The 25314-nt window shown below is 73.3% G+C and carries 27 protein-coding genes and 1 pseudogene; 8 read left to right on the top strand and 20 right to left on the bottom strand.

The features are described 5' to 3' along the window. Positions 1 to 31 precede the first annotated feature (31 nt). The 8 genes and pseudogenes from QOZ86_RS14980 to rimP form a co-directional block, all read right to left on the bottom strand. Entirely contained in the window at positions 32 to 274 is a 243-nt protein-coding gene (locus tag QOZ86_RS14980; protein ID WP_284492775.1) for a hypothetical protein, read from the bottom strand. Beyond that, positions 271 to 783, bottom strand: a complete 513-nt coding sequence (rbfA, locus tag QOZ86_RS14975) for a 30S ribosome-binding factor RbfA (protein WP_284492774.1) — start codon at positions 781 to 783, stop codon at positions 271 to 273. The genes QOZ86_RS14980 and rbfA overlap by 4 nt, the downstream gene beginning before the upstream one ends. 89 nt (positions 784 to 872) lie before the next feature. Beyond that, positions 873 to 1166 carry a DUF503 domain-containing protein gene (locus QOZ86_RS14970; RefSeq protein ID WP_284492773.1) on the bottom strand — a complete coding sequence of 98 codons (294 nt, stop codon included), beginning with the start codon at positions 1164 to 1166 and terminating at the stop codon, positions 873 to 875. Between the two features lie 93 nt (positions 1167 to 1259). Then, entirely contained in the window at positions 1260 to 3095 is a 1836-nt protein-coding gene (gene infB, locus QOZ86_RS14965; protein ID WP_284492789.1) for a translation initiation factor IF-2, read from the bottom strand. 954 nt (positions 3096 to 4049) lie between these two features. Then, positions 4050 to 4193: pseudogene (locus QOZ86_RS14960) on the bottom strand (translation initiation factor IF-2 N-terminal domain-containing protein); the annotation flags it as partial. 61 nt (positions 4194 to 4254) lie between these two features. Further along, positions 4255 to 4638, bottom strand: a complete 384-nt coding sequence (locus QOZ86_RS14955) for a YlxR family protein (RefSeq protein ID WP_284492772.1) — start codon at positions 4636 to 4638, stop codon at positions 4255 to 4257. An 8-nt stretch (positions 4639 to 4646) separates the two neighbouring features. After that, complete coding sequence (gene nusA / locus QOZ86_RS14950; protein ID WP_284492771.1) at positions 4647 to 5798, bottom strand: transcription termination factor NusA; 1152 nt, start codon at positions 5796 to 5798, stop codon at positions 4647 to 4649. After that, a complete protein-coding gene (gene rimP / locus QOZ86_RS14945) occupies positions 5795 to 6433 on the bottom strand; it encodes a ribosome maturation factor RimP (protein WP_284492770.1) in 639 nt (212 codons plus the stop codon). The genes nusA and rimP overlap by 4 nt, the downstream gene beginning before the upstream one ends. A 280-nt stretch (positions 6434 to 6713) precedes the next feature. Between rimP and QOZ86_RS14940 the strand changes: the two genes are divergently transcribed. Both QOZ86_RS14940 and QOZ86_RS14935 read left to right on the top strand, forming a co-directional pair. Beyond that, entirely contained in the window at positions 6714 to 7202 is a 489-nt protein-coding gene (locus QOZ86_RS14940) for a hypothetical protein (protein WP_284492769.1), read from the top strand. Between the two features lie 12 nt (positions 7203 to 7214). Continuing rightward, positions 7215 to 7673 (top strand): ferritin-like domain-containing protein, encoded by a 459-nt coding sequence (locus QOZ86_RS14935; protein WP_284492768.1) that lies wholly within the window; start codon positions 7215 to 7217, stop codon positions 7671 to 7673. A 105-nt stretch (positions 7674 to 7778) separates the two neighbouring features. Here the strand turns inward: QOZ86_RS14935 and QOZ86_RS14930 are convergent, their stop codons facing one another. The 5 genes from QOZ86_RS14930 to dxr all read right to left on the bottom strand — a co-directional run bounded on the left by QOZ86_RS14930 (position 7779) and on the right by dxr (position 14488). Continuing rightward, complete coding sequence (locus QOZ86_RS14930) at positions 7779 to 9668, bottom strand: penicillin-binding transpeptidase domain-containing protein (protein WP_284492767.1); 1890 nt, start codon at positions 9666 to 9668, stop codon at positions 7779 to 7781. A gap of 78 nt (positions 9669 to 9746) precedes the next feature. After that, positions 9747 to 10598, bottom strand: coding sequence for a GNAT family N-acetyltransferase (locus QOZ86_RS14925; protein ID WP_284492766.1), 852 nt, complete (start codon positions 10596 to 10598; stop codon positions 9747 to 9749). A 3-nt stretch (positions 10599 to 10601) separates the two neighbouring features. Then, on the bottom strand, positions 10602 to 11762 hold the full coding sequence (gene ispG, locus QOZ86_RS14920; RefSeq protein ID WP_284492765.1) for a flavodoxin-dependent (E)-4-hydroxy-3-methylbut-2-enyl-diphosphate synthase: 1161 nt from the start codon (positions 11760 to 11762) through the stop codon (positions 10602 to 10604). Between the two features lie 157 nt (positions 11763 to 11919). Further along, positions 11920 to 13260, bottom strand: a complete 1341-nt coding sequence (locus QOZ86_RS14915; protein ID WP_284492788.1) for a M50 family metallopeptidase — start codon at positions 13258 to 13260, stop codon at positions 11920 to 11922. Positions 13261 to 13291: 31 nt separating this feature from the next. Then, complete coding sequence (gene dxr / locus QOZ86_RS14910) at positions 13292 to 14488, bottom strand: 1-deoxy-D-xylulose-5-phosphate reductoisomerase (protein ID WP_284492764.1); 1197 nt, start codon at positions 14486 to 14488, stop codon at positions 13292 to 13294. Between the two features lie 76 nt (positions 14489 to 14564). Here dxr and QOZ86_RS14905 point away from each other — a divergent pair, with 76 nt between their 5' ends. Further along, positions 14565 to 14867, top strand: coding sequence for a DUF2631 domain-containing protein (locus QOZ86_RS14905; RefSeq protein WP_284492763.1), 303 nt, complete (start codon positions 14565 to 14567; stop codon positions 14865 to 14867). 67 nt (positions 14868 to 14934) lie between these two features. Here the strand turns inward: QOZ86_RS14905 and QOZ86_RS14900 are convergent, their stop codons facing one another. Together QOZ86_RS14900 and rlmN are read right to left on the bottom strand one after the other, a co-directional pair. Then, entirely contained in the window at positions 14935 to 15657 is a 723-nt protein-coding gene (locus tag QOZ86_RS14900) for a VIT1/CCC1 transporter family protein (protein ID WP_284492762.1), read from the bottom strand. Further along, positions 15654 to 16829, bottom strand: coding sequence for a dual-specificity RNA methyltransferase RlmN (gene rlmN, locus QOZ86_RS14895; RefSeq protein WP_284492761.1), 1176 nt, complete (start codon positions 16827 to 16829; stop codon positions 15654 to 15656). The genes QOZ86_RS14900 and rlmN overlap by 4 nt, the downstream gene beginning before the upstream one ends. A gap of 33 nt (positions 16830 to 16862) precedes the next feature. Between rlmN and QOZ86_RS14890 the strand changes: the two genes are divergently transcribed. The 4 genes from QOZ86_RS14890 (at position 16863) to QOZ86_RS14875 (ending at position 19806) form a co-directional block, all read left to right on the top strand. Beyond that, the gene (locus tag QOZ86_RS14890) at positions 16863 to 17516 is read left to right on the top strand and encodes a TrmH family RNA methyltransferase (RefSeq protein WP_284492760.1); all 654 of its coding nucleotides are present in this window, start codon (positions 16863 to 16865) and stop codon (positions 17514 to 17516) included. 191 nt (positions 17517 to 17707) lie between these two features. Continuing rightward, the gene (locus QOZ86_RS14885; protein WP_284492759.1) at positions 17708 to 17869 is read left to right on the top strand and encodes a hypothetical protein; all 162 of its coding nucleotides are present in this window, start codon (positions 17708 to 17710) and stop codon (positions 17867 to 17869) included. A gap of 23 nt (positions 17870 to 17892) precedes the next feature. Further along, entirely contained in the window at positions 17893 to 18663 is a 771-nt protein-coding gene (locus QOZ86_RS14880) for a polyphosphate kinase 2 family protein (RefSeq protein WP_284492758.1), read from the top strand. Positions 18664 to 18702: 39 nt separating this feature from the next. Then, complete coding sequence (locus QOZ86_RS14875; protein ID WP_284492757.1) at positions 18703 to 19806, top strand: GNAT family N-acetyltransferase; 1104 nt, start codon at positions 18703 to 18705, stop codon at positions 19804 to 19806. Positions 19807 to 19809: 3 nt separating this feature from the next. Here QOZ86_RS14875 and QOZ86_RS14870 read toward each other — a convergent pair whose 3' ends face one another. The 5 genes from QOZ86_RS14870 to rpsB all read right to left on the bottom strand — a co-directional run bounded on the left by QOZ86_RS14870 (position 19810) and on the right by rpsB (position 24400). Beyond that, entirely contained in the window at positions 19810 to 20727 is a 918-nt protein-coding gene (locus tag QOZ86_RS14870; protein ID WP_284492756.1) for a phosphatidate cytidylyltransferase, read from the bottom strand. A 204-nt stretch (positions 20728 to 20931) separates the two neighbouring features. Further along, a complete protein-coding gene (gene frr, locus QOZ86_RS14865) occupies positions 20932 to 21489 on the bottom strand; it encodes a ribosome recycling factor (RefSeq protein ID WP_284492755.1) in 558 nt (185 codons plus the stop codon). 83 nt (positions 21490 to 21572) lie between these two features. Beyond that, positions 21573 to 22343: a UMP kinase gene (gene pyrH, locus QOZ86_RS14860; RefSeq protein WP_284492754.1), complete on the bottom strand. Its 771-nt coding sequence runs from the start codon at positions 22341 to 22343 to the stop codon at positions 21573 to 21575. 212 nt (positions 22344 to 22555) lie between these two features. Continuing rightward, positions 22556 to 23371 (bottom strand): translation elongation factor Ts, encoded by an 816-nt coding sequence (tsf, locus tag QOZ86_RS14855; protein WP_284492753.1) that lies wholly within the window; start codon positions 23369 to 23371, stop codon positions 22556 to 22558. 93 nt (positions 23372 to 23464) lie between these two features. Beyond that, positions 23465 to 24400, bottom strand: coding sequence for a 30S ribosomal protein S2 (gene rpsB, locus QOZ86_RS14850; RefSeq protein ID WP_284492752.1), 936 nt, complete (start codon positions 24398 to 24400; stop codon positions 23465 to 23467). Positions 24401 to 24694: 294 nt separating this feature from the next. Here rpsB and QOZ86_RS14845 point away from each other — a divergent pair. After that, positions 24695 to 25314, top strand: a 620-nt coding sequence (locus QOZ86_RS14845) for a murein hydrolase activator EnvC family protein (RefSeq protein WP_284492751.1), incomplete at its 3' end; no start/stop codon positions are given.

Below are 25314 nucleotides of genomic sequence, written 5' to 3'. Positions count from 1 at the left end.
CCGGCCGTGCGCCCGTCAGGGATCGCGGGGTTCACGCGCCCGGGTCGGGGTCGGCCAGCCGACCGCCCTGGTGCTCGGTGATGTCGCCGCCGCCCACCGGGTAGCCGGGACCACCGTCGTCGGGCTCGTCGGCGGCGATGCTGGGCACCTCGCCGATCTGGCCGCCCCTGCCGCCGTCGGTCGGGTCGCCCTCGTCGGGAACGGGGGCGCCGCCCAGGACCGACCGGCCCTGCCCCTGCTCCGGCTCGTACGGATCCGGGTCGACTTCGCTCACCGTGCGCTCCTGCTCTCGACGGGGTCCTCGCCGGACGGGTCACCGGCAGGCCCTGCCGGATCCGGGGCGGACTCCTCGTCGTCCTCGCCGTCCGCAGGCTTGCGGTAAGGGTCCGCCTCACCGGCGTAGCTGGCACCCTCGCGGGCGCGGGCCAGCTCGGCATCGGCGTGCCGGGCGCGCTCGAGCGCCTCCTCCAGCTCACGGGCGGTGTCCGGGACGATGTCGGCGACGAACGCCAGGGACGGCACGAACTTGATCCCGGTCTGCTTCCCGACGGTCGACCGCAGCACGCCGGTAGCGCTGGCCAGCGCCTTGGCGGAGTCGGCGATCTGCGTGTCGTCGCCGTAGACGGTGTAGAAGACCGTCGCCTCGCGGAGGTCACTGGTGACGCGGGCGTCGGTGACGGTCACCATGCCCAGGCGGGGGTCCTTGATCTGGGACTCGATCGCGGCGGAGACGATCTGACGGATGCGCACCGCCAGCTTGCGGGCGCGGGCCGGATCGGCCATCAGGGACCTCCAAGGTTCGTGGCTGGAACGGCCCCCGTGCAGGGGCCCGCGCCGAGCTGGCGAGGCGTGGGGGGCACGGGGGTCCTTCTTCAATCGGTGTCGCTGAACAGCTGCCGGTGGGTCGCCAGCAGCGTCACCTCCGGCCGCTCGGCCAGCAACCGCTCACAGGCATCCAGCACGTCGGTGACCTGGCCGGCGTCCCCTGCCACGGTGGCGACACCGACCTGCACGCGGCGGTGCAGGTCTTGGTCACCCACCTCGGCGGCGGCGACGGCGAAGCGGCGTCGCAGCTCGGCCACGATCGGCCGGACGACGGCGCGCTTGCCCTTCAGCGAGTGGACGTCACCCAGCAGCAGGTCCACGGTCAGCGAGCCGGTGAACACCGGATCACCCTCCCCTCTCCTGCCCCTAAGGCGGGCACGCCGCGGCCGGGGACGTGCTCCCCGGCCGCGGCGGTACCCACTCAGGTGCGGACGTCAGTCGCGCGGCTTCTCACGCATCTCGAAGGTCTCGATCACGTCGTCGACCTTGATGTCGTTGAACGACCCCAGGCCGATACCGCACTCGTAGCCCTCGCGGACCTCGGTCGCGTCGTCCTTGAACCGGCGGAGGGAATCCACCGACAGGTTGTCGGCGACCACTGCACCGTCGCGGATGAGACGGGCCTTCGAGTTGCGGACGATCGTGCCGCTGCGGACCAGCGAACCGGCGACGTTGCCGATCTTCGGCACCCGGAAGACCTCACGGACCTCCGCCGTACCGAGCTGGACCTCCTCGTAGACCGGCTTGAGCATGCCCTTGAGGGCGGCCTCGATCTCGTCGATCGCCTGGTAGATGACCGTGTAGTACCGGACGTCCACCCCTTCGCGGTTGGCGAGCTCGGTGGCCTGACCCTCGGCGCGGACGTTGAAGCCCAGGACGATGACGTCATCGGCCAGCGCGAGGTCGATGTCGCTCTTGGTGATCCCGCCGACCCCGCGGTGGATGACCCGCAGCGAGATCTCGTCGTCGACCTCGATCTTCATCAGCGCCTCCTCGAGCGCCTCGACGGTGCCCGAGTTGTCGCCCTTGATGATCAGGTTGAGCTGGCGGGTCTCCTTGAGCGCGGCGTCGAGGTCCTCGAGGCTGATCCGCTTGCGCATGGAGGCGTTCTGCGCGTTGCGGATGCGGGCCTGGCGACGGTCGGCGATCTGCCGTGCCACCCGGTCCTCGTCGACCACCAGGAAGGTGTCGCCGGCACGGGGCACCGAGGTGAGCCCGACGACCTGCACGGGGCGGGCCGGGAGGGCTTCCTTCAGCTTGTTGCCGTGCTCGTCGAGCAGCGACCGGACGCGACCGTAGGCGTCGCCGGCCACGATCGAGTCGCCCTGGCGCAGCGTGCCGCGCTGGACCAGCACCGTGGCGACGGGGCCACGGCCCTTGTCCAGCTTGCCCTCGATCACGACACCCTGCGGGTCCTGCTCGGTGTTCGCGCGCAGGTCCAGCGAGGCGTCGGCGGTCAGCAGGACCGCCGCGAGCAGGTCGTCGATGCCCTGGCGGGTGATCGCCGAGACGTCGACGAACATGGTCTCGCCGCCGTACTCCTCGGCCACGAGGCCGTACTCGGTGAGCTGCTGGCGGATCTTGGCGGGGTTGGCCCCCTCCTTGTCCACCTTGTTCACCGCGACCACGATCGGGACCTCGGCGGCCTGGGCGTGGTTGAGCGCCTCGACCGTCTGCGGCATGACGCCGTCGTCGGCCGCGACGACCAGGATGACGATGTCGGTGACCTTCGCGCCGCGGGCACGCATCGCGGTGAACGACTCGTGACCCGGGGTGTCGATGAAGGTGACCGGCCGCTCGTTGCCGTCCAGCTCGGTGACGACCTGGTAGGCGCCGATGTGCTGGGTGATGCCGCCGGCCTCGCGTGCCACGACGTTGGCGTCGCGGATCGCGTCCAGCAGCTTGGTCTTCCCGTGGTCGACGTGACCCATGACGGTCACGACCGGCGGACGGGACGACCAGTCCTCCTCGTCGCCCTCCTCGTCACCGAAGGTGAGGTCGAAGGTCTCGAGCAGCTCGCGGTCCTCGTCCTCGGGGCTGACGACCTGGATGATCCAGCCGATCTCGGCACCGAGCAGCTGCAGCGTCTCGTCGTTGACCGACTGCGTCGCGGTGACCATCTCGCCCAGGTGGAACAGGGCGGTGACCAGCGCGGCCGGCTGGGCGTTGATGCGCTCGGCCAGGTCGGTCAGCGAGGCGCCGCGGGGCAGCCGGACGGTCTGCCCGTTGCCGCGCGGCAGGCTGACGCCGCCCATGCTGGGCGCCGCCATCGAGTCGAACTCCTGACGCCGCTGCTTCTTGCTCTTGCGGCCACGGACCGGACCCCGGCCGCCGGGACGGCCGAAGGCACCAGCGGTGCCGGCACCCGAACCACCGCGACCACGCCCACGGCCACCGCCGCCACCACGGAAGCCACCACCGGCGGGCGCGCCGGCACCAGGGGCACCGCCGCCGCCACCGGGGCGGAAGCCACCGCCACCGCCACCGCCGGGACCACCCGGGCGGCCACGGCCACCGGGACCACCGGGGCCGCCACCGGGACGGCCGCCACCAGCCGGACGGCCGGGCATCATGCCCGGCGACGGACGCTGCGGCATCATGCCCGGGTTCGGGCGGGGACCACCGGGGCCAGCGGCCGGACGCGGACCACCGGCACCGGGGCCGGGACGCGGGCCACCGGGCGCGGGACGCGGACCACCGGCACCGGGCGCCGGACGCGGGCCGCCGGCGCCCGGCGCAGGACGGGGACCGCCCGCTGCCGAGCCGGGACGCGCGCCACCGGCGGCGGGCGCCGGACGAGGAGCGCTGCTGAAGGGGTTGTTACCGGGACGCGGCGCCGGACGCGGGCCGGGGCGCGGACCACCGGGAGCCGCCCCACCAGGAGCGGCACCGCCGGGCCGCGGACCGGCCGGACGCGGAGCGGCTGGCTGCTGCGGCGGAGCCGGAGCCTGGGCAGCCGGAGCCTGGGCAGCCGGAGCCTGGGGCGCCGGAGCCTGGGCAGCCGGAGCCTGGGGCGCGGGAGCCTGGGGCGCGGGCGGACGGGGGCCGGGCCGTGGACCGGCAGCCGCGGGCCGAGCGGGGGCCGACGGGGCGGCAGCGGCCGGCGCCGAAGGCGCGGCGGGCGCGGCGGGCGCGGATGGGGCCGGCTTGGGGGCCGGAGCACCGGGGGCCGGAGCGGCCGCGGCCCCACCGTTGCCGCCGCCGGTGGCGGCGCCGAGCGCCTCACGGAGCCGCCGGGCCACGGGGGCTTCGACGGTGGAGGACGCGGACTTCACGAACTCGCCCTGCTCCTTGAGCGTGGCGAGCACGGTCTTGCTGTCGACACCGAACTCCTTGGCGAGTTCATGTACGCGGGCTTTGCCTGGCACGGGTCTCCTCTTGGTGAGGCCGGCGGCTTGCCCGCTCGACCTCGTCGTTAGTGGCGCATGGTCATCGTGAGAACTTCACGGCTGAGTCATCCGACGGTGTCCTGTCGACGTGCGGACCGGCCTGGTGCCGGTCCGACTGAGAACTGCTGTCGCCCGATCCGGTCCTACCCCCCGACACCTCCGAGGAGGCGCCGAGGACGAAGGACCGGAGCGGACCGACCTCCACCGGGGCGCTGGTGCGCAGCGCCCGCGAGAAGGCCCGGCGTCGCTCCGCCGCGCGCAGGCATTCCGCGGTCGGGTGCACCGAGGCACCGCGACCGGGAAGGCGCCGACGTGGATCAGGGACGAGGTCCCCGGCCACGACGACGACGCGCAGCAGGTCGTCGACCGACGCCCGTTTCCGGCACCCCACACAGGTGCGGACCGGATCCGACGTTTCGGCCATCTGCAACTCTAGCGCGTGGCCGGGCCGCGTTGTTCCGCCCGGCGCGGGGCGGTGCGTGAGCCGCCCCCCGGAGCCGGGGAGCGGCCTCCGGGAGCGCCGCTGCGTCCCCCGGTCGGGTGAGCCACCGGCGCCGTCCGCAGCGGCGGGCGGCCGATCCCCGGCGAGGGGGTTGCGCCGGCGTCCTCGGTCTGGGCGTCGCTGCGGATGTCGATGCGGCAGCCGGTGAGCCGGGCGGCGAGGCGGGCGTTCTGCCCCTCCTTGCCGATGGCCAGCGACAGCTGGTAATCGGGGACGACCACCCGCACCGCCTTGGCCTGAGCGTCGACGAGCTGCGCGCTGCTCACTCGCGCGGGGCTCAGCGCCGACGCCACGAACGATGCCGGGTCGTCCGACCAGTCGACAATGTCGATCTTCTCGCCGTGCAGTTCGCTCATCACGTTGCGGACCCGCTGGCCCATGGGCCCGATGCAGGACCCCTTGGCGTTGAGCCCGGGCACCGTGGTGCGCACCGCGATCTTCGACCGGTGGCCCGCCTCCCGGGCGACCGCGACGATCTCGACGCTGCCGTCGGCGATCTCGGGAACCTCCAGGGCGAAGAGCTTGCGCACCAGGGTCGGGTGCGTGCGCGACACGGTGACCTGAGGACCGCGGAAGGTGCGGGACACGGCCACCACGTAGGCCTTGATCCGGCTGCCGTGGGGATAGCTCTCGCCCGGCACCTGCTCGGGCGACGGCAGCACTGCCTCGACCTTGCCGATGTCGATCATTACGATCCCGCTGGCGTTGCGTCGCTGGTCGGCCTGGACGATCCCGCTGACGATGTCGCCTTCCTTGCCGGCGTACTCGCCGAAGGTCTGCTCGTGCTCGGCATCCCGCAGCCGCTGGACGATGACCTGCTTGGCGGTGCTGGCGGCGATCCGGCCGAAGTCGGTGGGGGTGTCGTCCCACTCGCGCACGACCTCCCCGTCGGGCCCGAGTTCCTGCGCCAGCACGGCCACCTCGCCGCTCTTGCGGTCCACGTGCACGCGCACGTGCTTGGCCGCTCCGTCGGCGTGCCGGTACGCCGTCACGAGCGCGGTCTCGAGGGCCTCGATCACCGTGTCGACCGGGATGCCCTTCTCGCGCTCGACCGCCTTGAGCGCCGTGACGTCGATGTTCACTTGTCTCCTCCGTCGTCGTCCGCGAGCTCGGCCCCGTCCAGGTTCCCGAACTCAGCGGCGTCGTCCTGCGCGATGTCGTCGTCGGCGATCTCGTCGTGGTCGTTGTCGCCGGCGCGGGTGAACTCCACCTGCACCCGCCCGGCGCCCAGCTCCGCCCACGGCACCAGCCGCGGCTCGGGCGGGCGCTTCTTCGCTCCTGGCTTGCCCTTGGCCTCGACCGCCAGCGTCACTCCCGAGTCCTCCACGGCGGTGATCCGACCGGTGAGCTGTTCGGTGGTGCCCGCCGGGCCGGCAGCCACGGCCACCAGCCGGCCGGTGTTGCGTCGCCAGTGGCGCGCTTCGGTGAGCGGCCGGTCGACGCCGGGACTGGTCACCTCCAGCACGTACGGCGTGCGGCCCATGCCGTCGTCGTTGCGGTCCAGCACCTCGCTGACGGCCCGGCTGACTTCGGCGATGTCGTCGAGGGTCACACCTGCGTCGCGGTCCACCACCACGCGCACGACGCTGCGCCGGCCCGCGGGGGTGACCACCAGCTCCTCCAGGTCGTAGCCGGCATCGGCGACGACCGGCTCGATCCAGCCGGCCAGACGGGCGGTGGCCGGGTCGCTGCGCTGGATTCCGCGAGAGGCGGACACGCTTGCCTCCTCAGGCTCGCTCGAGCGCACGATGCCGTGCGCACATCCTCGGGTCCGGCGCCGTGGACCTGCGTCGCGGACCGGAGTCGAGGGGAAGTGCCCAGGCTACCGCCCACCCCGCACCACCGGCCCGGCGCAGGGCCGCCGCACCGCGCGGGCACCAGCGGTCGGCGGGGCCGGTGCGGCGGATGGGCACCACGGTGATGGCGCAGTGGTCCCGGCACGCCGGACCCGCCGCACGAGCGGCTGCGGGAGCGGTTGGCTGCGAGGATGGCTGGTGATGCCTCCCAGCCCCGCCCTCGGCCGACGGACGTTCACCCGCCGGACGCTGCTCACCGTGTCCGCGGCCGGCCTGGCGGTCGCGGTCACCGGCTGCACGTCGTCGTCGCCGGCCGACGAGCGGAACGCCGTCACCGACGAGCAGGCCGACGGGCTGGCAGCCCAGGTCGCCGTGCAGCAGACCCTGGTCCAGGCCTACGACCTCGCCTTCCAGGCCGACCCTGCCCTCGCGGCGGCGGCCGGCGCACTGGCCGACCAGGCAGGGGAGCAGCTCGATCGGCTGCGGGACGCAGCCCCTGACAGCACGTCCTCGGCCACCGCCCCTCCGGGCGCCCCCGCGCCCGGCCAGGGGCAGGCGTGGCTGCGGACGCAGGTCGCCGTCGCCGCGACCTCGCACGCGACCGCCGCCCTGGACCAGACCGGTGCGCGAGCGGCGTTGCTCGCCTCCATCGCAGCAGGCCTGCGCGGACACGAGGCCCTCCTGGCATGAGAGAGAACTGCCGTGGCTGACGACGAGAACACCCCGATGGCCACCGAGAACGCTGCGTTGAGCGACGCCCTGGCCGCGGCGCACGCCGCAGTCTGGGGGTACGGCGTGGTCGGCGCCGCGCTGCCCACGGATGCCCGTGCGGCCGCGGTCGCCGCCGAGGACGCGCACCGCGGCATCCGCGACGCGCTGATCGCCCTGCTCGGTGAGCGGGGTGCCGACCCGGTACTGCCGGAGGCCGGTTACGCCCTGCCGTTCCCGGTGCTGTCCGCCGTCGACGCAGCCGCCCTCGCCGCCGTCCTGGAGGGCGGCGTGGCAGCGGCCTGGGTGCGGGTCGTGGACGGGGCCGTCGAGCGGTCCACCCGGGCACTGGCGATGGAGGTGCTCAGCGCCGCCGAGGTCCGCGCCGTGGGCTGGCGGACCGCGGCCGGGCAGCCGCCGGTGACCCGCGCCTTCCCGGGCCTGCAGCAGTAAGAGGACCCCTCTTCCCCCACCACTCGCACGCTCGCGGCGGGACCCTGCAGAGCGCCGCTCCAGCACGTTCCCACGCTCGCGGCGGGACCTGGGACGGAGCCTTGGTCAGCCCAGGTTGCCCAGTAAGGCGTCGGTGACGGCCACCGCGGCGCTGCTGGACTGACCGCCCTCCACCAGCGTGGCGAAGGCGATGTCGCCGGCCGGGCCGGCGAGCTGGTAGCCCATGAACCAGCCGTGCGAGTCCGGTGGGGTGTTGGTCCCGTACTCGGCGGTGCCGGTCTTGCCGTAGACCTCACCCCGGTCGGTCAGCGCCTGCGCGGTTCCCGTCAGCACGACCTGCCGCATCATGGGCCGCAGCCCGTCCAGCACCCCGGCCGCGGGCCCCGCGGGTGCTGGCCCGGCGGGCTCGGCACCCAGCACCTCCACCGGGGCGGCCGAGGTGCCACTCGCGATGCCGGCGGCGACCAGCGCCAGCTGTGCCGGGCTCATCAGCACCTCTCCCTGCCCGATCGCGTCGGCCGCCCTGGTGGTGCCGGCGCTGTCGCGCGGGACGCTGCCGCTGAAGATGTCGACCGGCAGCTCCCAGTCCGTTCCCACGCCGTAGGCGGCCGCCGCGTCGGCGAGTGCGGGGTCCGGCAGCTGGAGCCCCTGCTGGATGAACGTGGTGTTGCACGACCGGGCGAAGGCCTCGGTGAACGGGACCGTGCCCAGATCGAACTGGTCCTGGTTCTCGAACTCCCGCCCCTCGACGCTCGTCGTCGCCGGGCAGGGCACCGGGGTCGACGGGGTGAGCGCGGCCGAGAGCAGGGCCGTGGCCGTGATCGTCTTCATGCTGGACCCGGGCGGGTACTGCCCGGTCAGCGCGTTGCCGGCGGCGGCTGCCTCGTTGGAGGAGACGGCGAGGATCTCGCCCGTCCCGGGGCGGACGACGACCAGGTGGGTCGGCCGTGACTCGCCGGCCACGGCGGCGTCGGCGGCGTTCTGGATCGCCGGGACCAGCGGCGTCTGCACCGGCTCCCCCGGGACCGGCTCGACCGACGCGATCTCCCGCCCGGTGTCGCCCGTCGGCGCGTCCGTGCTGACGACGGAGACGGCGAAACCGGGGACGCCGGTGAGCTGCTCCTGGAAGGCCCGCTGCAGGCCCGACACGCCGAGCTGATCGCCGGCGGCGTACCGGGGCTGCCCGTCGGCGGTGGCCTCCTCGAGGATCTCCGCCGTCGCGGGTCCCACCCGTCCGAGCAGCGCCGAGGCGAACGTGGAGGTGGGCGCGAGCATCCGCGTCTCGGTGGGGAAGACCGCCCCCGGCAGGTCGTACACCTGGGCGCGGATCTCCTCGAACGCGGGACGGCGCAGCGAGATGACCGGGACGAACTGCCCCTCCGGCGCAGCCTGGGCGTCGGCGATGATTTCCTCCGCCGCGATGCCGGTGGCCGCGGAGAGGGCCGCGGCCAGCGCCGGCAGATCGGTGACCTGACCGGGATCCACGCCCACGTTGACCACCTCCGTCGGCGTGAACAGCGGCGCCCCGGCGGCGTCGGTGATCACCGCGCGCTCGGGGAGCGTGCGGCTGAGCTCGAGGTGCTGCCCCTTCCCCAGCTCCGGGTGCACCATCGCCGGCTCCGCGACGACCTGCCAGGTGTCCTCGCCCTCCTGCAGCCGCAGGGTGCCCTCGTAGCTCCACCCCGGCGCCGCGGCGAGCGCCCACGTGGCCGTCCAGCCGACGGTGGCGGTGCCGTCCTCTACGACCACCTCGCCCAGCTCCGCGTCCAGGACGGCGCCGGGAAGGTCGCCGGCGGTCTGCTCGAGCAGCGCGGTGGCGGTTCCGGGATCGGTGGTGCCCTGCGCGGCCGCGGCGGTGTGGCCCGCCGCCCAGTCGTCGAGGAACGCCTGCGCAGCAGCGCGCACGTCGTCCTCGCTGCTGCCGGAACAGCCGGCCAGCACCGCGACGGCCACGACGAGCGAGGTGGGCAGAGCAGGGCCGCGTCGTGTCCGCACGCGGACAGGTTCTCAGAAAAAGGACCCCGTCCCCCTCCCGCCTCGCTGCGCTCGGCGCGAGCCTCCGGACGGGGCCGTTCAGAACAGCACGCTGGCGTACTCGCCCACCTCGCGGAATCCGACGCGGCGGTAGGCGGCGCGCGCCCCGGTGTTGAAGTCGTTGACGTACAGGCTGACGACCGGGGCGATCACGGCGCGGGCGTACTCCACCACGGCGGCCGTGCCCGCGGTCCCGATGCCCTGCCCGCGGAGGGCGGGTGCCACCCAGACGCCCTGGATCTGGCAGGCCCCGCGGCAGACCGCGCCGATCTCCGCCTTGAACAGCACCCTGCCGTCCTCGATCCAGGCCAGCGACTGGCCGGCGCGCACCAGCTCGTGGACCCGCGTCCGATAGCCGGCGCCCCCGTCCACCCGCAGCGGACTGACGCCGACCTCCTCGGTGAACATCGCCACCGCGGCGGGGAGCAGGACGTCGAGCTCCTCGGCGCGGACCGGCCGGACCCGCGGTTCGGGAGCGACAGCGGGCGGGCCGTCGATGGCCAGGAGGGGCTGGCGGGGGCGGTGGTCACGCGCCGGGCCCCAGACCGGCGCCAGCAGCTCCCACAACGGCTCGACCGTCGCCGAGGGGCCGACGATCGTGGAACAGCGTCGCCCGGCCCGGCGCGCCCGCTCGGCGAAGGCCACGGCGGCTGCGCGCTCGGCGCCGGGCCGCGCGAACGGGATGAGGTTGGCGCCGGCGAGGCACACCGCGTCGAGATCACCGCCGGAGCCGACGCCCCACAGCGGGGCCCCGAGGGAGACCGCCGAGGTGCCCGCGACCTCGACCCGGCCCGCGACGACGCAGGCGCCGACCGGGTCGGTGGCCAGCAATCTCTGGACGGCCGGCTCGTCGGCCTCGTCGAGGACGCGGGCGGCGGGCGATCGGAGCACCGGTCAGCCGACGGTGACGACCGGCGGGCCGGAGGGCTCACCGGCAGCTCCCTGCTCACCGGCGATCTTCAGGGCCTCCTCGATGAGGGTCTCCACGATCTGCGACTCCGGCACGGTCTTGATGACCTCCCCCTTGACGAAGATCTGTCCCTTGCCGTTGCCCGACGCGACGCCGAGGTCGGCCTCGCGCGCCTCGCCCGGGCCGTTGACGACGCAGCCCATGACGGCGACCCGCAGTGGTACCTCCATGCCCTCCAGGCCGGCGGTCACCTCGTCGGCGAGCTTGTAGACGTCGACCTGCGCGCGCCCGCAGGAGGGACAGCTGACGATCTCCAGGCCGCGCTGACGCAGGTTCAGCGACTCCAGGATCTGGTTGCCGACCTTGACCTCTTCCGCCGGCGGTGCGGAGAGCGAGACGCGGATGGTGTCCCCGATGCCCTGGCTGAGCAGCGCGCCGAAGGCGACGGCCGACTTGATGGTGCCCTGGAACGCCGGCCCGGCCTCGGTGACGCCGAGGTGCAGCGGGTAGTCGCACTGCGCGGCGAGCAGCTCGTAGGCCCGCACCATGACCACCGGGTCGTTGTGCTTGACCGAGATCTTGATGTCGCGGAAGTCGTGCTCCTCGAACAGCGAGCACTCCCACAGCGCCGACTCGACCAGCGCCTCCGGCGTTGCCTTGCCGTACTTGGCGAGCAGCCGCTTGTCCAGCGAGCCGGCGTTGACGCCGATGCGGATCGGGATGCCGGCGCCCCTGGCCGCCTTGGCGATCTCGCCGACCTTGTCGTCGAACTTCTTGATGTTGCCCGGGTTCACGCGGACGGCGGCGCAGCCGGCGTCGATCGCGGCGAACACGTACCGCGGCTGGAAGTGGATGTCGGCGATGACCGGTATCTGCGACTTCTTCGCGATGATCGGCAGCGCCTCGGCGTCGTCGGTGTCGGGCACTGCGACCCGCACGATCTGGCACCCCGAAGCGGTGAGCTCGGCGATCTGCTGGAGGGTCGCGTTGATGTCCGCGGTCTTGGTCGTGCACATCGACTGGACGCTGACCGGGGAGTCGCTGCCGACACCCACGCCGCCCACGTCCAGCTGACGGGTCTTCCGCCGGGGAGCGAGGACGGGCGGGGGCGCAGCGGGCATGCCGAGGCCGACGGGGATCGCCATGTCAGCCAGTATCCCCCGCGGGACGATCGCTGCCGCGGGCACGACTGTGACCTGCGCAGCCCGCCCCCGACGTCGGTACCCGCCATCGGGCGCACATCGGCGCGACAGCGGGGCCGGGTAGCCGCCGCCGTGCGCACATGGGCGGCGCCGGAAGGAGTCAGCCGCCGAGCCGAACGGGGTTGACGACGTCGGCGACCAGCAGCAGCAGCGACAGCGTGAGGAACAGCCCCGCGACGGCGTAGGCCACCGGCATCAGCCGGGCGATGTCGAAGGGACCGGGGTCCGGCCTGCCGCGCAGCCGCGCGAAGACGGAGCGCACCTTCTCGTACAGCGCCCCGGCGATGTGCCCGCCGTCGAGCGGGTAGATCGGCAGCAGGTTGAACAGGAACAGCACCATGTTCATCCCCGCCAGCAGCTGGATGAAGTAGCTGATCTTCTTCCCCGCCGAGAACTCCTCGAAGGCGAAGACCTCACCGGAGATCCGGCTGACGCCCACGACGCCGATCGGGCCGAGCGGATCGCGCTCCTCGCCGAGGAACGCCGCGCGGAACAGCTGCGGCACCCGCTCGGGGATCTCGATCAGCCGGTCCACGGACCGGACGACGATCGTGCCGAGGTGGCCGGGCACCTCGGCAGGCGACTGGCGCACGTCAGGCAGTGCGGGCTGGATGCCGACGAAACCCACGGTCTCGGTGCGCTCGCCCTCGTCGTCGGCGTAGACCTGGTTCTCGGTCGGCGTGACGGTGAGGTCGAGCCGTTCGCCGTCCCTGTCGACGGTGAAGACGACGGGCTCGCCGGCGCTCACCCGGATCGCCTCCTGCACCTCGGTCCACCCGACGTCGGTCTCCTGGGAGACCGGTTCCCCGTTCAACGCCAGGATGGTGTCGCCCGGCCGGAGCCCGGCCTCGGTGGCGGGGCTGCGCGACGGCAACGCGCAGCCGGGCGCCCCGGCCTCGCAGCGCTCCCCCTCCGGGGTGATCGGGATCGAGCACGGGCTCTCGGCGCGCGCGGTCTCCGCCCCCGCGGGCAGGACGCAGTCGGGCACCTGCGCGATGCGGGTGCTGATCTCGGGGATGCCGAAGCCGACCAGCACCACGGTGAAGAAGACGACCGCGAGCACCAGGTTGTGGAAGGGTCCGGCGAACATCACGATGACCCGCTGCCACCAGGGCTTCTTGTAGAAGACCCGGTCGCCGTCGGTAGGTCGCACGTCGTTGAGCGCCTGGCCGCGCACCTCGGCGATGAAGCTGCGCATGCGGGTGGCGCGCTTGCTCTCGCCCTCCTCGGCCGGCGGGATCATGCCGACGATGCGGATGTAACCGCCGAGCGGGATCGCCTTGACGCCGTACTCGGTCTCCCCGCGGCGCCGGGAGAACACCGTCGGACCGAAGCCCACCATGAACTGCGGGACCCGCATGCCGAACTTCCGCGCCCACCAGAAGTGGCCGGCCTCGTGGAAGGCGATGGAGAACATCAGACCGAGCGCGAAGAGGACGATCCCCAGGACCGTCAGCAGGAACCCGCTCAGCTCAGCCTCCGTCGATCACTTCCCGGGCGTGCTCCCGGGCCCACTTCTCCGCCGCCAGCACGTCGTCCACGGAGGAGGGGGCGCCGAGGTCCGGCGCGGCGTCGAGCGTACGCGCGACCAGCTGCACGATTCCTGGGAACGAGAGCCGACCCGCGGTGAACGCGGCAACCGCTTCCTCGTTGGCCGCGTTGTACATGGCCGGGACGACGCCGCCCACCTCCCCGGCCGCGCGAGCCAGCCGCACTGCGGGGAACGCCTCGGAGTCCAGCGGCAGGAACTCCCAGGTGCTGGCGGCCGACCAGTCCAGCGCCGGCTGGACGTGCGGCAGCCGGTCGGGCCAGGCCAGGCCCAGTGCGATCGGCAGCCGCATGTCCGGCGGGCTGGCCTGTGCGATCGTCGCCCCGTCGGTGAAGGTGACCATCGAGTGCACGATGGACTGGGGGTGCACGACGACGTCGATGTCGGCGTAGGGCACGCCGAAGAGCAGGTGGGCCTCGATGAGCTCCAGACCCTTGTTGACCAGGGTCGCGGAGTTGATCGTGACGACCGGTCCCATGTCCCAGTTCGGGTGGGCCAGCGCCTGCTCGACGGCGACGCCGGCGAGCTCGTCGGCCGACCGTCCGCGGAACGGCCCGCCGCTGGCGGTGAGCACGAGACGGGCCACCTCCGCGCGCGAGCCGCCGCGCAGGCACTGCGCCAGCGCGGAGTGCTCGGAGTCCACCGGGACGAGCTGGCCCGGTTCCGCGGCGGCGAGGACGAGTTCTCCACCGGCTATGAGGGATTCCTTGTTGGCCAGCGCGAGGGTGCGCCCGGCCGCCAGGGCCGCCAGGGTCGGCCGCAGCCCGATCGAACCGGTGATGCCGTTCAGGACGACGTCGGCCGGGCGGGCGGCCAGCTCCTCGGCGGCGCGGGGCCCGGCGAGGATCTCCGGCAACTGGAACTCGCCCCGGGACCAGCCACGCTTCGAGGCTGCGGCGTAGAAGGCGAGCTGCAGGTCCTGCGCGGCGGTCGCCCGCGCGACCGCGACGGTGCGGACGCCGAGCGTCAACGCCTGCTCGGCCAGCAGAGCGACATCGCCGCCACCGGCGGCAAGGCCGGTGATCCGCAGCTGCTGCGGGTTCTGCTGGGCCACCGCGATCGCCTGCCGACCGATGGAACCGGTAGAGCCGAGGACGGTGACCTCGCGGGAGGAACTCACGCCGCCATCCTCCCCGACCCGCCGCGCGCACCCACCTCGGAGGGTGTCGCGGCCGGGCTCCTGCCAGAATGGGCGGGTGACCGAGGCATTCCACTCCCCGTCGACCCAGCGGGTCAACCAGCCCGGACGTGAGGAAGGCGTCGTCCGCGCCGGCGAGCACCCCGTCGAGCACGAGCAGCCCGAGGACTGGGGCTGGCACGGCGAGACCGGCAAGTGGGGGCAGATCGGTGGCTGGATCAGCGTGGTGGTGATCCTGCTCTACATGGTCGGCAATCACGAGGGACGCGTCGAGGACCTGTGGCTCGTCGCCTTCGCCGGGCTCCTGGCGCTCGTCCTGATCTGGGACGTCCGCCGCAAGAAGACCGCCTGGCGCCGCTAGGGCGCGCCCCAAGGCCGACCCAGGGCGCGCCACGAGCGTGCGAGTGGCGGGGAGGACGGGTCCTTTCTCAGGTGATGCTGACGCCGATCGCCGCGCCGATCAGGTAGGTGATCCCGGCCGCGGCCGCGCCGAACAGCAGCTGCCGCAGGCCGGCGAACCACCAGGGCCGCGGGGTGAACCGCGAGGACAGCGCCCCGGCCAGCAGCAGGCCCATGCCGCCGCAGAGCAGAGCGACCCACAGCACGGGCACGCCGAGGAAGTAGGGCAGCAGCGGCAGCACCGCTCCGGTCGCGAACGTCAGGAACGAGGAGACCGCCGCCACGCGGGGCGAGGGTCGGTCGTCGGAGTCGACGCCCAGCTCGGCCAGCACGTGCAGCCGCAGAGCTGTCCCCGGGTTCGCCGACAGCTGGACGGCGACCTGACGGGCGAGCCGTGCGTCGACCCCGCGGTCCTGCAGCATCGCGGTGAGTTCGGCGAGCTCGCCGGCGGGGTTGCGCTCCAGCTCGAGCCGCTCCTTCTCGACCTCCAGGTCGAGCTGCTCGTTCTGGGTCTTCACCGAGGTGTACTCCCCCAGCGCCATCGAGACGGCGCCGGCGACCAGGCTCGCCACACCCGCCAGCACGATCGCCCGCGGGGCGGCGCCGCCACCGCCCACACCGGCGACCAGCGCGGTATTGGTGACCAGCCCGTCCATCGCCCCGAAGACCGCCGCCCGCAGCCACCCGCCGGACACGTCCGCGTGGGTGTGCTCGTGCGCCTCGGCCTCGGACGAGGCGCCGGCCGGGGTCACTCGTCGCCCTCGGCTCCCAGCCCGACCGGCGGCTCGACGGACGGCACCGGGACGGCGACGCTCGGCACCCCGTCCACCTGGTCGGCGGCCGCGAGCTGCCCGCAGGCCCCGTCGATGTCCTGACCGCGGGTGTCGCGGACCGTCGTCGCCACCCCGGCCGCCCGCAGGCGGGCGACGAACTCCCGCTGGGCGGGTAGCGGGCTGGCGTCCCAGGGGCTGCCCGGCGTCGGGTTCAGCGGGATGAGGTTGACGTGCGCGAGCTTGCCGGCCAGGAGCTTGCCGAGCAGGTCGGCGCGGAAGGGCTGGTCGTTGACGTCGCGGATGAGCGCGTACTCGACGGAGTAGCGACGGCCCGTCCGCTGCGCGTAGGCGTCGGCGGCGTCGATGACCTCGCCGACCTTCCAGCGGGTGTTGATCGGCACCAGGGTGTCGCGCAGCTCGTCGTCCGGGGCGTGCAGGCTGACCGCGAGGGTGACGTTGCGCCCCTCTTCGGTGAGCCGGCGGATGGCCGGCACCAGACCGACGGTGGAGACGGTCACCGACCGCTGCGACAGGCCCAGGCCGTAGGGGGCGGGGCCCAGCAGGGCGTCGAGGGTCTTGCGGACCCGGGCGTAGTTGGCCAGCGGCTCCCCCATGCCCATGAACACCACGTTGGACAGCCGCCCCGGGCCGCCGTCGATCTCGCCGTCCGCCATGGCCGCGGCGGCCGCGACCGCCTGCCCGATGATCTCGGCGGCCGACAGGTTGCGGGTGAGCCCGGCCTGGCCGGTGGCACAGAACGGGCAGGCCATGCCGCAGCCGGCCTGGCTGGAGATGCAGACGGTGGCGCGATCGGGGTAGCGCATCAGCACGCTCTCGACGAGGGCGCCGTCGTGCAGGCGCCACAGGGTCTTGCGGGTGCGGCCGTTGTCGGCGGTCTGGTGGCGCACCACGGTGAGCAGCCCCGGGAGAAGTGCCTCGCGGAGCGCCTCGCGGGCGGCGGCCGGGACGTCGGTCATCTGCGCCGGGTCGGTGACCCCGCGGTAGAAGTGCCGGGCCAGCTGGTCGGCCCGGAACGCCGGCTGGCCGAGCTCGGCGACCGCCGCCCGGGCCTCCTCGCGGGTGAGATCGGCGAGGTGGCGGGGCGGCTTGCCGCGGCGGGGGGCGTCGAAGACCAGGGGCAGGGCAGTCATAGCGCCTCCGATGGTCCCACTAGCGTGCCCCGGGTGACCGATGCCGAGACCGACCTCACCCTCCCGGAGCCGGTCCTGGACTCCGTGGGCGTCGGTCCGTGGGACGGCCGGTGGCCCGACGACCCGCGTTACGACCCCGAGCTGCTGGCATCCGGCGACCGGCGCAACGTCGTCGACCGGTACCGCTACTGGACCGTCGAGGCGATCGTCGCCGACCTCGACACCCGCCGGCACCCCTTCCACGTCGCCATCGAGAACTGGCGGCACGATCTCAACATCGGCACCGTCGTCCGGACGGCCAACGCCTTCCTCGCCGAGAGCGTGCACATCGTCGGGAAGAAGCGCTGGAACCGGCGCGGCGCGATGGTCACCGACCGGTACCAGCACGTCCGCCACCATCCCGACGTCGCCGCGCTCGTGGCCTGGGCCCGGAACGCCGGGCTGCCGCTGCTGGCCGTGGACAACCTGCCGGGAGCCGAGCCGCTGGAGACCGCGGTGCTGCCGCGGGCCTGCGTGCTGCTGTTCGGACAGGAGGGCAGCGGGCTGTCCGACGAGGCCCGCGCGGCTTCGGACGGCGTGCTCTCCATCGCCCAGTTCGGCTCCACCCGCTCCATCAACGCGGGCGTGGCCGCCGGCATCGCGATGCACGCCTGGATCAGGCAGCACGCCGTGCGGAGCGGCGGCTGAGCAGTGCCAGCAGGAGCAGGACGACGAGGTCGCGGCCAGGAACCCCACGGCCTCGGCCTCGCCGTAAACCGTGAGCTTCACCAGGCTGAACACCAGGTCGAGCAGCAACACCGGCGGCAGCACCGGCGAAGGCTCCGGACCCACCGTGGCCCCACGACGGACTGGACGTCCTCAGCGACCGGGAACGTGACGTGCTGGCCCTCATCAAGGGCCGGCCGGTCCGACGCAGAGATCGCCGGAGAGCTGTTCATCTCGCCGTCGACGGTGAGAGCCACGCGCGGCACATCCTCGCCGAGCTGGACCTGCGGGACCGGGCACGGGCCATCGTGCTCGCCGACGCCGCGCCGCGCTGACCGGCACCTGCCAGGCTGGCCCCATGAGTCGCCTCGCGGACGTCGACCTGACCCGGTCCCTCGCCAAGAAGGAGGGGAAGTCACAGCTGGCCGAGGCGCAGGAGCGGCTGGTCCACCTGCGCCTGCTGCTGGGCGGGCAGATCGGCCCCGGTGAGCTGGGCCCGCCGCTCCTGGTGCTCTTCGAGGGGTGGGACGCCTCGGGGAAGGGCGGCGCCATCCAGCGGCTGGTCGGCGAGCTGGACCCCCGGCACGTGCGGGTCGCCCAGTTCGCCGCCCCCACCCGGGACGAGAAGCGGCACCACTTCCTGTGGCGCTTCTGGCCGGTGCTGCCGGGCTGGGGCGGCATGGCCGTCCTCGACCGGTCCTGGTACGGCCGGGTGCTGGTCGAGCGGGTGGAGGGTTATGCCGAGGAGCACGCGTGGCGCCGCGCGTACCAGGAGATCGTCGACCTCGAGACGTCGCTCGCCGCCGAGGGCACCGTGCTGGTGAAGTTCTGGATGCACGTCTCTCCCGATGAGCAGCTGCGCCGCTTCGAGAGCCGCCGCGCCGATCCGTACAAGGCCTGGAAGCTCACCGACGAGGACTGGCGGAACCGGGAGAAGCGCGGCGCCTACGAGGCGGCCGTGGAGGAGATGCTGGAACGCACCTCCACCGCGTCCGCTCCGTGGCACGTCGTCGCCGCCGAGGACAAGCGGTGGGCGCGGATCGCCGTCGTCCGCACCGTCTGCGAGGCGGTGGAGGCGGCACTGCACGCCCGGGGCATCGACCCGGACCCGCCGCTCACCGGAAACTGACGTTCCACCCGTTCGTCGTCCTCCCGGCAGGATCGCAGCGTGACCTCCGACGTCCTCGTGCACATGATGGAACCGGCGCACTGGCGCGCCGCGCTGCGGCAGGGGGGCATCCACCCGGGTCCGGACGGCTTCGTGCACCTGTCGACGCCGGGCCTGGTGCACCTGCCCGCGCAGCGCCTCTTCCCCGGTCGGCGTGATCTCGCGCTGCTGGTGGTCGACCCCGGACGGCTGACCGCTCCGGTGCGGTTCGAGCCCGGGCACCCCGAGGACCCGGCCGAGCTGCGGTTCCCCCACCTGTACGGGGCGCTGCCGACGAGCTCGGTCGTCGCGGTGGTGCCCTACCGCCCACCGACGCCGGCCGCGCTGCCCGCCCCGTCGGACCTCCTCGGCCGCGCGCTGGCGCTGTACACCTCGCTGCCGGTGCGCCGGGCCGTAGGCGTCGGCGACGTCCCCGGCGGCGTGGCCGTGCTCGACCCCGACGTCCCGTCCTCGCACGACAACAACCGGCTGCTGCTCACCACGCCGGTGGACGCGGCAGCCGTCGAGGCCGCGGCCGAGGAGGTCGGCGGCAACGCCGGCTGGCCGCAGCGCGCCGCGTTGCTGACGTGGCCAGGTGCGGCGTCCGTGGCCCAGGATCTCGCGGCGCGGGGCTGGAACGCAGAGGAACTGGTGCTCATGGCCCGCCGCACCGACCTGCCGGTGCCCGGCTCGGCTGCGCGCGCCGAGGTGGTCGGCCAGCAGGAGGTCCACGAGCTGTGGGAGCGCTCCTGGCGGCGCGGCCTGGCGTCGCTCGGCGACCGGGTGGACGCCGTGGTGCGCCAGCTGATCGGCCGGGAACGGCTCAACGACCGGGTGGTCGCCGTCACAGACGTCGCGGTGCGCCAGGACGGCCGGGTCGTCGCCGCCGGGCAGCTCCGGGTCGACGGCGCGACGGCGGCCGTGGAGTCGATGCTGACCGAGCCGGCGGCGCGCGGCCGGGGATACGCTGACGCCGTCCTGGCCCGGCTGCTCGGCATCGCCGCGGAGGCCGGCTGCGACCTCGTCGTACTGGAGGCGTCCGGCGGGGACTGGCCGCGGCACTGGTACGGCCGGCGCGGGTTCGAGCCCGTCGGCAGCACCTGGTCGGTGGACCGACCGGCCTGAGCCCTAGACGGGGACGAGCACGGCGAGCAGCAGGTAGGCCGTGGCGGCCGAGGGCAGCAGCGAATCCAGCCGGTCCATGATCCCGCCGTGCCCGGGCAGCAGGTCGCCCATGTCCTTGATCCGGAGATCGCGCTTGATCAGCGACTCGGCGAGATCGCCCACCGTCGCCGAGACGGCAAGCGCGGCGCCGAACAGCAGCCCGCCCCACCACGGCCCGTCGAGGGCCAGGACGATGATCGGCGTGGCCACGAGCATGCAGGCCAGCACAGAGCCCGCCATGCCCTCCCACGACTTCTTCGGGCTGATCGAGGGTGCCATGGAGTGCTTGCCGAAGAGGACGCCCGCGGCGTAGCCGCCGACGTCGCTGGCCACGACGGTGACGATGAACGCCAGCACGCGGGCCGCGCCGTCGTCCGGCACGAGCAGCAGCACCGCGAAACCGGCCAGGAACGGCACGTAGAGCGCGGTCAGGACGCCGGCGGCGGCGTCCTTCCGGTAGCCGACCGGCCCGCCGGCCAGCCGCCAGAGCAGCACGGCCAGCGCGGTGAGGAAGAACCCGGTCAGTAGACCGGTGGGGCCGCGGGTCCAGGCGAGGGCCTCCATGGCGAACGCCCCGACGAGCAGCGGTACCAGCGGCGCCGAGAAGCCCCCCTTGGCCAGCGCCCGGGCCAGCTCCACGACGGCGACGAGGATCGCCGCGGTGAGCACACCCAGGAAGGCCGGGCGCCACATGAGCAGCGACGCGACGACGACTGCCACCAGCCCGACGCCCACGCCGATAGCGGCGCGCAGGTTCCGCCCGGCCCGGCTCACCGGCTGATCCGTGGTGGGCAGCTGTGCGACGTCCTCCGACGACGGCACCGCCGAGGACCCCTGGGCCCCGCGCTCGGGCGCGGGAAACGCCGCGGTGTCCTCGGACACGGGGACCGGCGCCCGGGGTGGCAGCGGCGGGAGGGGCGGGACCGGGCGGGACGACGTGATCGGTACCGGACCGGTGTCGTCCTCCCGTGGCCCGCTGCCCGGCGCTCGACCGCCACCGATCCGTGGGAACGGCTCGCCGCCCGGGCGCAGTGCACCCGGGCGCTCGGCGGAGGGAGGCGTCATCAGCGTGCGACCGCGACGAGGTCAGACCTCGAGCAGTTCGCTCTCCTTGTTCTTCACCGCGTCGTCGATGCCGGTGGTGTGCTGGGCGGTGAGGTCGTCCAGCTCCTTCTCCGCGCGGCGCACGTCGTCCTCGCCGGCCTCGCCGTCCTTGGCGATGCGGTCGAGCTCTTCCTTCGCCCGGCGCCGGATGTTGCGGATGGCGACCTTCGCGTCCTCGCCCTTGGCACGGGCCATCTTCACCAGGTCGCGGCGGCGCTCCTCGGTGAGCTGGGGGAAGACCACCCGCAGGAGCTGGCCGTCGTTGGTCGGGTTCACGCCGAGGTCGCTGTCGCGGATGGCCTTCTCGATGGCGGACATCTGGCCGCTGTCGTAGGGCTTGATGACCGCCATCCGGGCCTCGGGAACGGTGATCGAGGCCATCTGCGGCACCGGGGTGGGGGCGCCGTAGTAGTCCACGACGATCTTGTTGAACATCGAGGGGGCCGCCCGGCCGGTGCGGACGGAGCCCAGGTCCTCGCGCGCCACCGAGAGGGCCTTGTCCATCCTCTCCTCGGCGTCGAGCAGGGTGTCGTCGATCACGGTTGTCCCTCCTGCGGCCGGCGCCCCAGGAGTGGAGCGCTCGTCGGGCCGTCGTCCTCGTCGGTGCGCCGCCGGCCGGCCCGTCAGGCCGGCTGACTGATCAGCGTGCCGATCCTCTCACCTGCGGTAGCGCGCGCAATGTTGCCGTCGCGCAACAGGTTGAACACGACGATCGGCATCTGGTTGTCCATGCAGAGGCTGATCGCCGTCGCGTCGGCCACCTTCAGCTGCTTGGCCAGCACGGTGGCGTAGTCCAGGCCCTCGTACATGACCGCGTCGGAGTTGGTCCGCGGGTCGTCGTCGTACACGCCGTCGACGCCGTTCTTGCCCATGAGGAGCACCTGGCACTCGATCTCGAGCGCGCGCTGGGCGGCGACGGTGTCGGTGGAGAAGTAGGGCATGCCGGCACCTGCACCGAAGATGACCAGCCGGCCCTTCTCCAGGTGCCGGATGGCCTTGCGCGGGATGTAGGGCTCGGCCACCTGGCCCATGGTGATGGCCGACTGCACCCGGGTCTCCAGACCCGCCTTCTCGCAGAAGTCCTGCAGGGCCAGGCAGTTCATGACCGTGCCGAGCATGCCCATGTAGTCGGCCTTGGTGCGGTCCATGCCAGCCTGGCTGAGCTCCGCGCCGCGGAAGAAGTTGCCACCGCCCATGACGACGGCGACCTGGGTGCCCTTGGCCACCACCTCGGCCAGCTGCTCGGCGATGCCGCTGACGATATCGGCGTCGACGCCGACCTTGCCGCCACCGAAGGTTTCACCGGACAGCTTCAGCAGCACCCGCTGGTAGCCGCTGCCGTCGGCCGGACGGAAGGCGGTGGGGGCGGACAGCGGAGGTGTGGTGTCGGTCAACGCGTCATCCCTGGAGTCGGATCGGTGGCTGTCGGTGTCAGTGGATCCTGCCGCATCCCGGAACCCGCTTCCTGCCGGGCGTCGGTCCGCGGTCGGTGCCGGGCAGACGACCGGCCCCGTCCCACGAGGGGAACGGGGCCAGGCGACGTGCTGGAACGGCCATCCTTCAGGGTCCCGCGCCGAGCCTGCGAGGCGTGGGGGGAAGGGTGGTCCTACTGCTGGCCGACCTCGAAGCGCGCGAAGCGCTCGACGGTCATGCCGGCCTCGTCGACGATCTGCTTCACCGTGCGCTTGGGCTCGGTGATCGACGGCTGCTCGAGCAGGACGAAGTCCTTGTAGTAGGCGTTGACCCGACCCTCGACGATCTTGCTGATGGCCTGCTCGGGCTTGCCATCCTCCTTGGCGGTCTGCTCGGCGACGCGGCGCTCGGTCTCGACCGCCTCGGCCGGGACCTCGTCGCGGGTGAGGTATCGCGGCCGCGCGGCGGCGATGTGCATCGCCAGGCTGCGGGCGGCGTCCTCGCTGCCACCGGAGTACTGCACGGCGACACCGATGGCCGGAGGCAGGTCGGTGGCCCGCTTGTGCAGGTAGGTGGCAGTGGTGCCCTCGAAGGCGGCGAAGCGGGAGAGCACCAGCTTCTCGCCGATGCGGGCCGACTCGGCCTCGATCAGCGCGCCGACGGTCTGCCCGTCGACGTCGGTGCCCAGCAGGCCTTCGGCGTCGGCCGGCTCGTTCTGCAGGCCGATCTCGAGCAGCCGCTCGGCGAGCGCGACGAAGTCGGCGTTCTTGGCGACGAAGTCGGTCTCGCAGTCGAGCTCGAGCAGCGCGCCGTCCTTGCTGACGACGACGCCGTTGGTCGTGGAGCGCTCGAGGCGCTTGCCGACGTCCTTGGCGCCCTTGACCCGCAGGAACTCGACGGCCTTGTCGTAGTCGCCGTCGGCCTCGGTGAGGGCCTTCTTGCAGTCCATCATGCCGGCGCCGGTGGCGTCGCGGAGACGCTTGACGTCGGCTGCGGTGAAGGCAGACATGTCTCTTCCCTCTGGTCGGGTGGTACTGGCTGTGGAACGGCCGTGCGGCGGCGCCGTCCTCCTGCGGGTCAGCGGGAGGACGGCGCCGGACCGTCAGACGGCGTTGTTCTCCTTGCCACCGGTGGTGGCGGGGACGTCCTCGACCGGGGCGACCTCGCCGACGGTGACCGTCGGCGCCTCGGCCGGGGTCTCGGGCAGCGGGGCGACGGTCGCGTCGTCTGCGACCGGGGCAGCCGCGGCGTCCCCACCGGTCAGCAGCTCGCGCTCCCAGTCGGCCAGCGGCTCGCCGGCGGCGACGGCCGGCTCTCCGCCGTCCTCGCGGCCGGCGTTCGCCTGGGCGGCCGAGCGGGCCATGAGGCCCTCGGCGACCGCGTCGGCGATCACGCGGGTCAGCACGGTGATGCTGCGGATCGCGTCGTCGTTGCCCGGGATCTTGTAATCGACCTCGTCGGGGTCGCAGTTGGTGTCGAGGATCGCGACGACCGGGATCTTGAGCTTGCGCGCCTCGCCGACGGCGATGTGCTCCTTCTTGGTGTCCACGATCCAGATGGCGCTGGGCACCTTCTTCATGTCGCGGATACCGCCGAGGCTGCGCTCGAGCTTGGCCTTCTCCCGGCTGAGGACCAGCTGCTCCTTCTTGGAGAGGCTGACCAGCACGCCGGTCTGCTCCATGTCCTCGAGCTCCTTGAGCCGCTCGAGCCGCTTGAAGACGGTCTGGAAGTTGGTGAGCATGCCGCCCAGCCAGCGCTGGTTGACGTAGGGCATGCCCACGCGCGTGGCCTGCTCGGCGACGACTTCCTGCGCCTGACGCTTGGTGCCGACGAACAGGATCGAGCCGCCGTGGGCGACCGTCTGCTTGACGAACTCGTAGGCGTTGTCGATGTACCCGAGCGTCTGCTGCAGGTCGATGATGTAGATGCCGTTGCGCTCGGTGAAGATGAAGCGCTTCATCTTCGGGTTCCAGCGACGGGTCTGGTGCCCGAAGTGGACGCCGCTGTCGAGCAGCTGCTTCATGCTGACGACTGCCATATCGCAGCCTCTCTGCTCCCGCGCGCGGCCGAGGGCCGCGCGGTTCCGGTTGTCGCGGGCACCGGGTGGTGCACGCCCTGGCGTCCTGCGGCACCACTCACCCGGCTGGGCCGGGACCGAGGTGGCGACTGCCCCGCCGATCGGCGGGAGAAGGACGCGCGAAGTCGACCCGTGGAGACGGGCCGCACCGGAGAGCATACGCGACGCCCGCCGGGGTTTTTCCCCAGTCGTCGGCCGCTCCACAGGTGCGGTCGGCACCGGGCGCTGCGGGTCCTCACCACCCAGGGTGGACGCATGAGATCCGGGCTCGCGGTCGTGCTGGCGCTGGTCATCGTCGCCGTGCTGGCGCCGGTGGGGGCGACCGCCGGACCGGCGCCGCCGGTCCCGCCGTCGAGCGGCGTGGCCGCCTGGGTCGCACCGCTGCCCGGAAGGCCGGTGGTCGGCCGGCCCTTCGAGCCGCCTCCGCACCGGTACGGGCCCGGGCACCGGGGCGTCGACCTCGTGGGGGCGCCAGGCGCCCCGGTGCTGGCGGCAGGCGATGGCGTCGTCGCCTTCGCCGGGATGGTGGCCGGGCGCCCGGTGGTGAGCATCGACCACGCGGACGGACTGCGGACGACGTACGAGCCGGTGGAGCGCTCCGTCGGCGCCGGCGCACGGGTGACCCCGGGCTCGCCGATCGGGACGCTGGCGGCCGGGCACGACGGCTGCCCGGCCACCGGGTGCCTGCACTGGGGGCTGCGCCGGGGCGAGGACTACCTCGACCCGCTGGCGCTGCTGCGCCCTCCGCGGATCCGTCTGCTGCCGATGGGCCGGGTCGGGCCGGCCGGTGGGCTCTCCCGGTCGTCCAGCGGTCGGTCTCGACGACCGCTGGACGACCGGCAGCCGTCGCATCCCGCCGGCCGGGCGGCGACCGG

This window comes from Blastococcus capsensis (assembly GCF_030165005.1).
Lineage (GTDB): Bacteria > Actinomycetota > Actinomycetes > Mycobacteriales > Geodermatophilaceae > Blastococcus > Blastococcus capsensis.
Note: the sequence above shows the minus strand (reverse complement) of the source record. Positions and strands in the feature narration are given on the sequence as shown.

What these genes read in the sequence shown, in the direction of transcription:
- rbfA (WP_284492774.1), bottom strand. Translation starts at nt 783, where the DNA reads ATGGCCGATCCGGCCCGCGCCCGCAAGCTGGCGGTGCGCATCCGTCAG.
- infB (WP_284492789.1), bottom strand. Translation starts at nt 3,095, where the DNA reads ATGGCGGCGCCCAGCATGGGCGGCGTCAGCCTGCCGCGCGGCAACGGG.
- QOZ86_RS14955 (WP_284492772.1), bottom strand. Translation starts at nt 4,638, where the DNA reads ATGGCCGAAACGTCGGATCCGGTCCGCACCTGTGTGGGGTGCCGGAAA.
- QOZ86_RS14940 (WP_284492769.1), top strand. Translation starts at nt 6,714, where the DNA reads ATGCCTCCCAGCCCCGCCCTCGGCCGACGGACGTTCACCCGCCGGACG.
- ispG (WP_284492765.1), bottom strand. Translation starts at nt 11,762, where the DNA reads ATGGCGATCCCCGTCGGCCTCGGCATGCCCGCTGCGCCCCCGCCCGTC.
- rlmN (WP_284492761.1), bottom strand. Translation starts at nt 16,829, where the DNA reads ATGACTGCCCTGCCCCTGGTCTTCGACGCCCCCCGCCGCGGCAAGCCG.
- QOZ86_RS14880 (WP_284492758.1), top strand. Translation starts at nt 17,893, where the DNA reads ATGAGTCGCCTCGCGGACGTCGACCTGACCCGGTCCCTCGCCAAGAAG.
- tsf (WP_284492753.1), bottom strand. Translation starts at nt 23,371, where the DNA reads ATGTCTGCCTTCACCGCAGCCGACGTCAAGCGTCTCCGCGACGCCACC.
- rpsB (WP_284492752.1), bottom strand. Translation starts at nt 24,400, where the DNA reads ATGGCAGTCGTCAGCATGAAGCAGCTGCTCGACAGCGGCGTCCACTTC.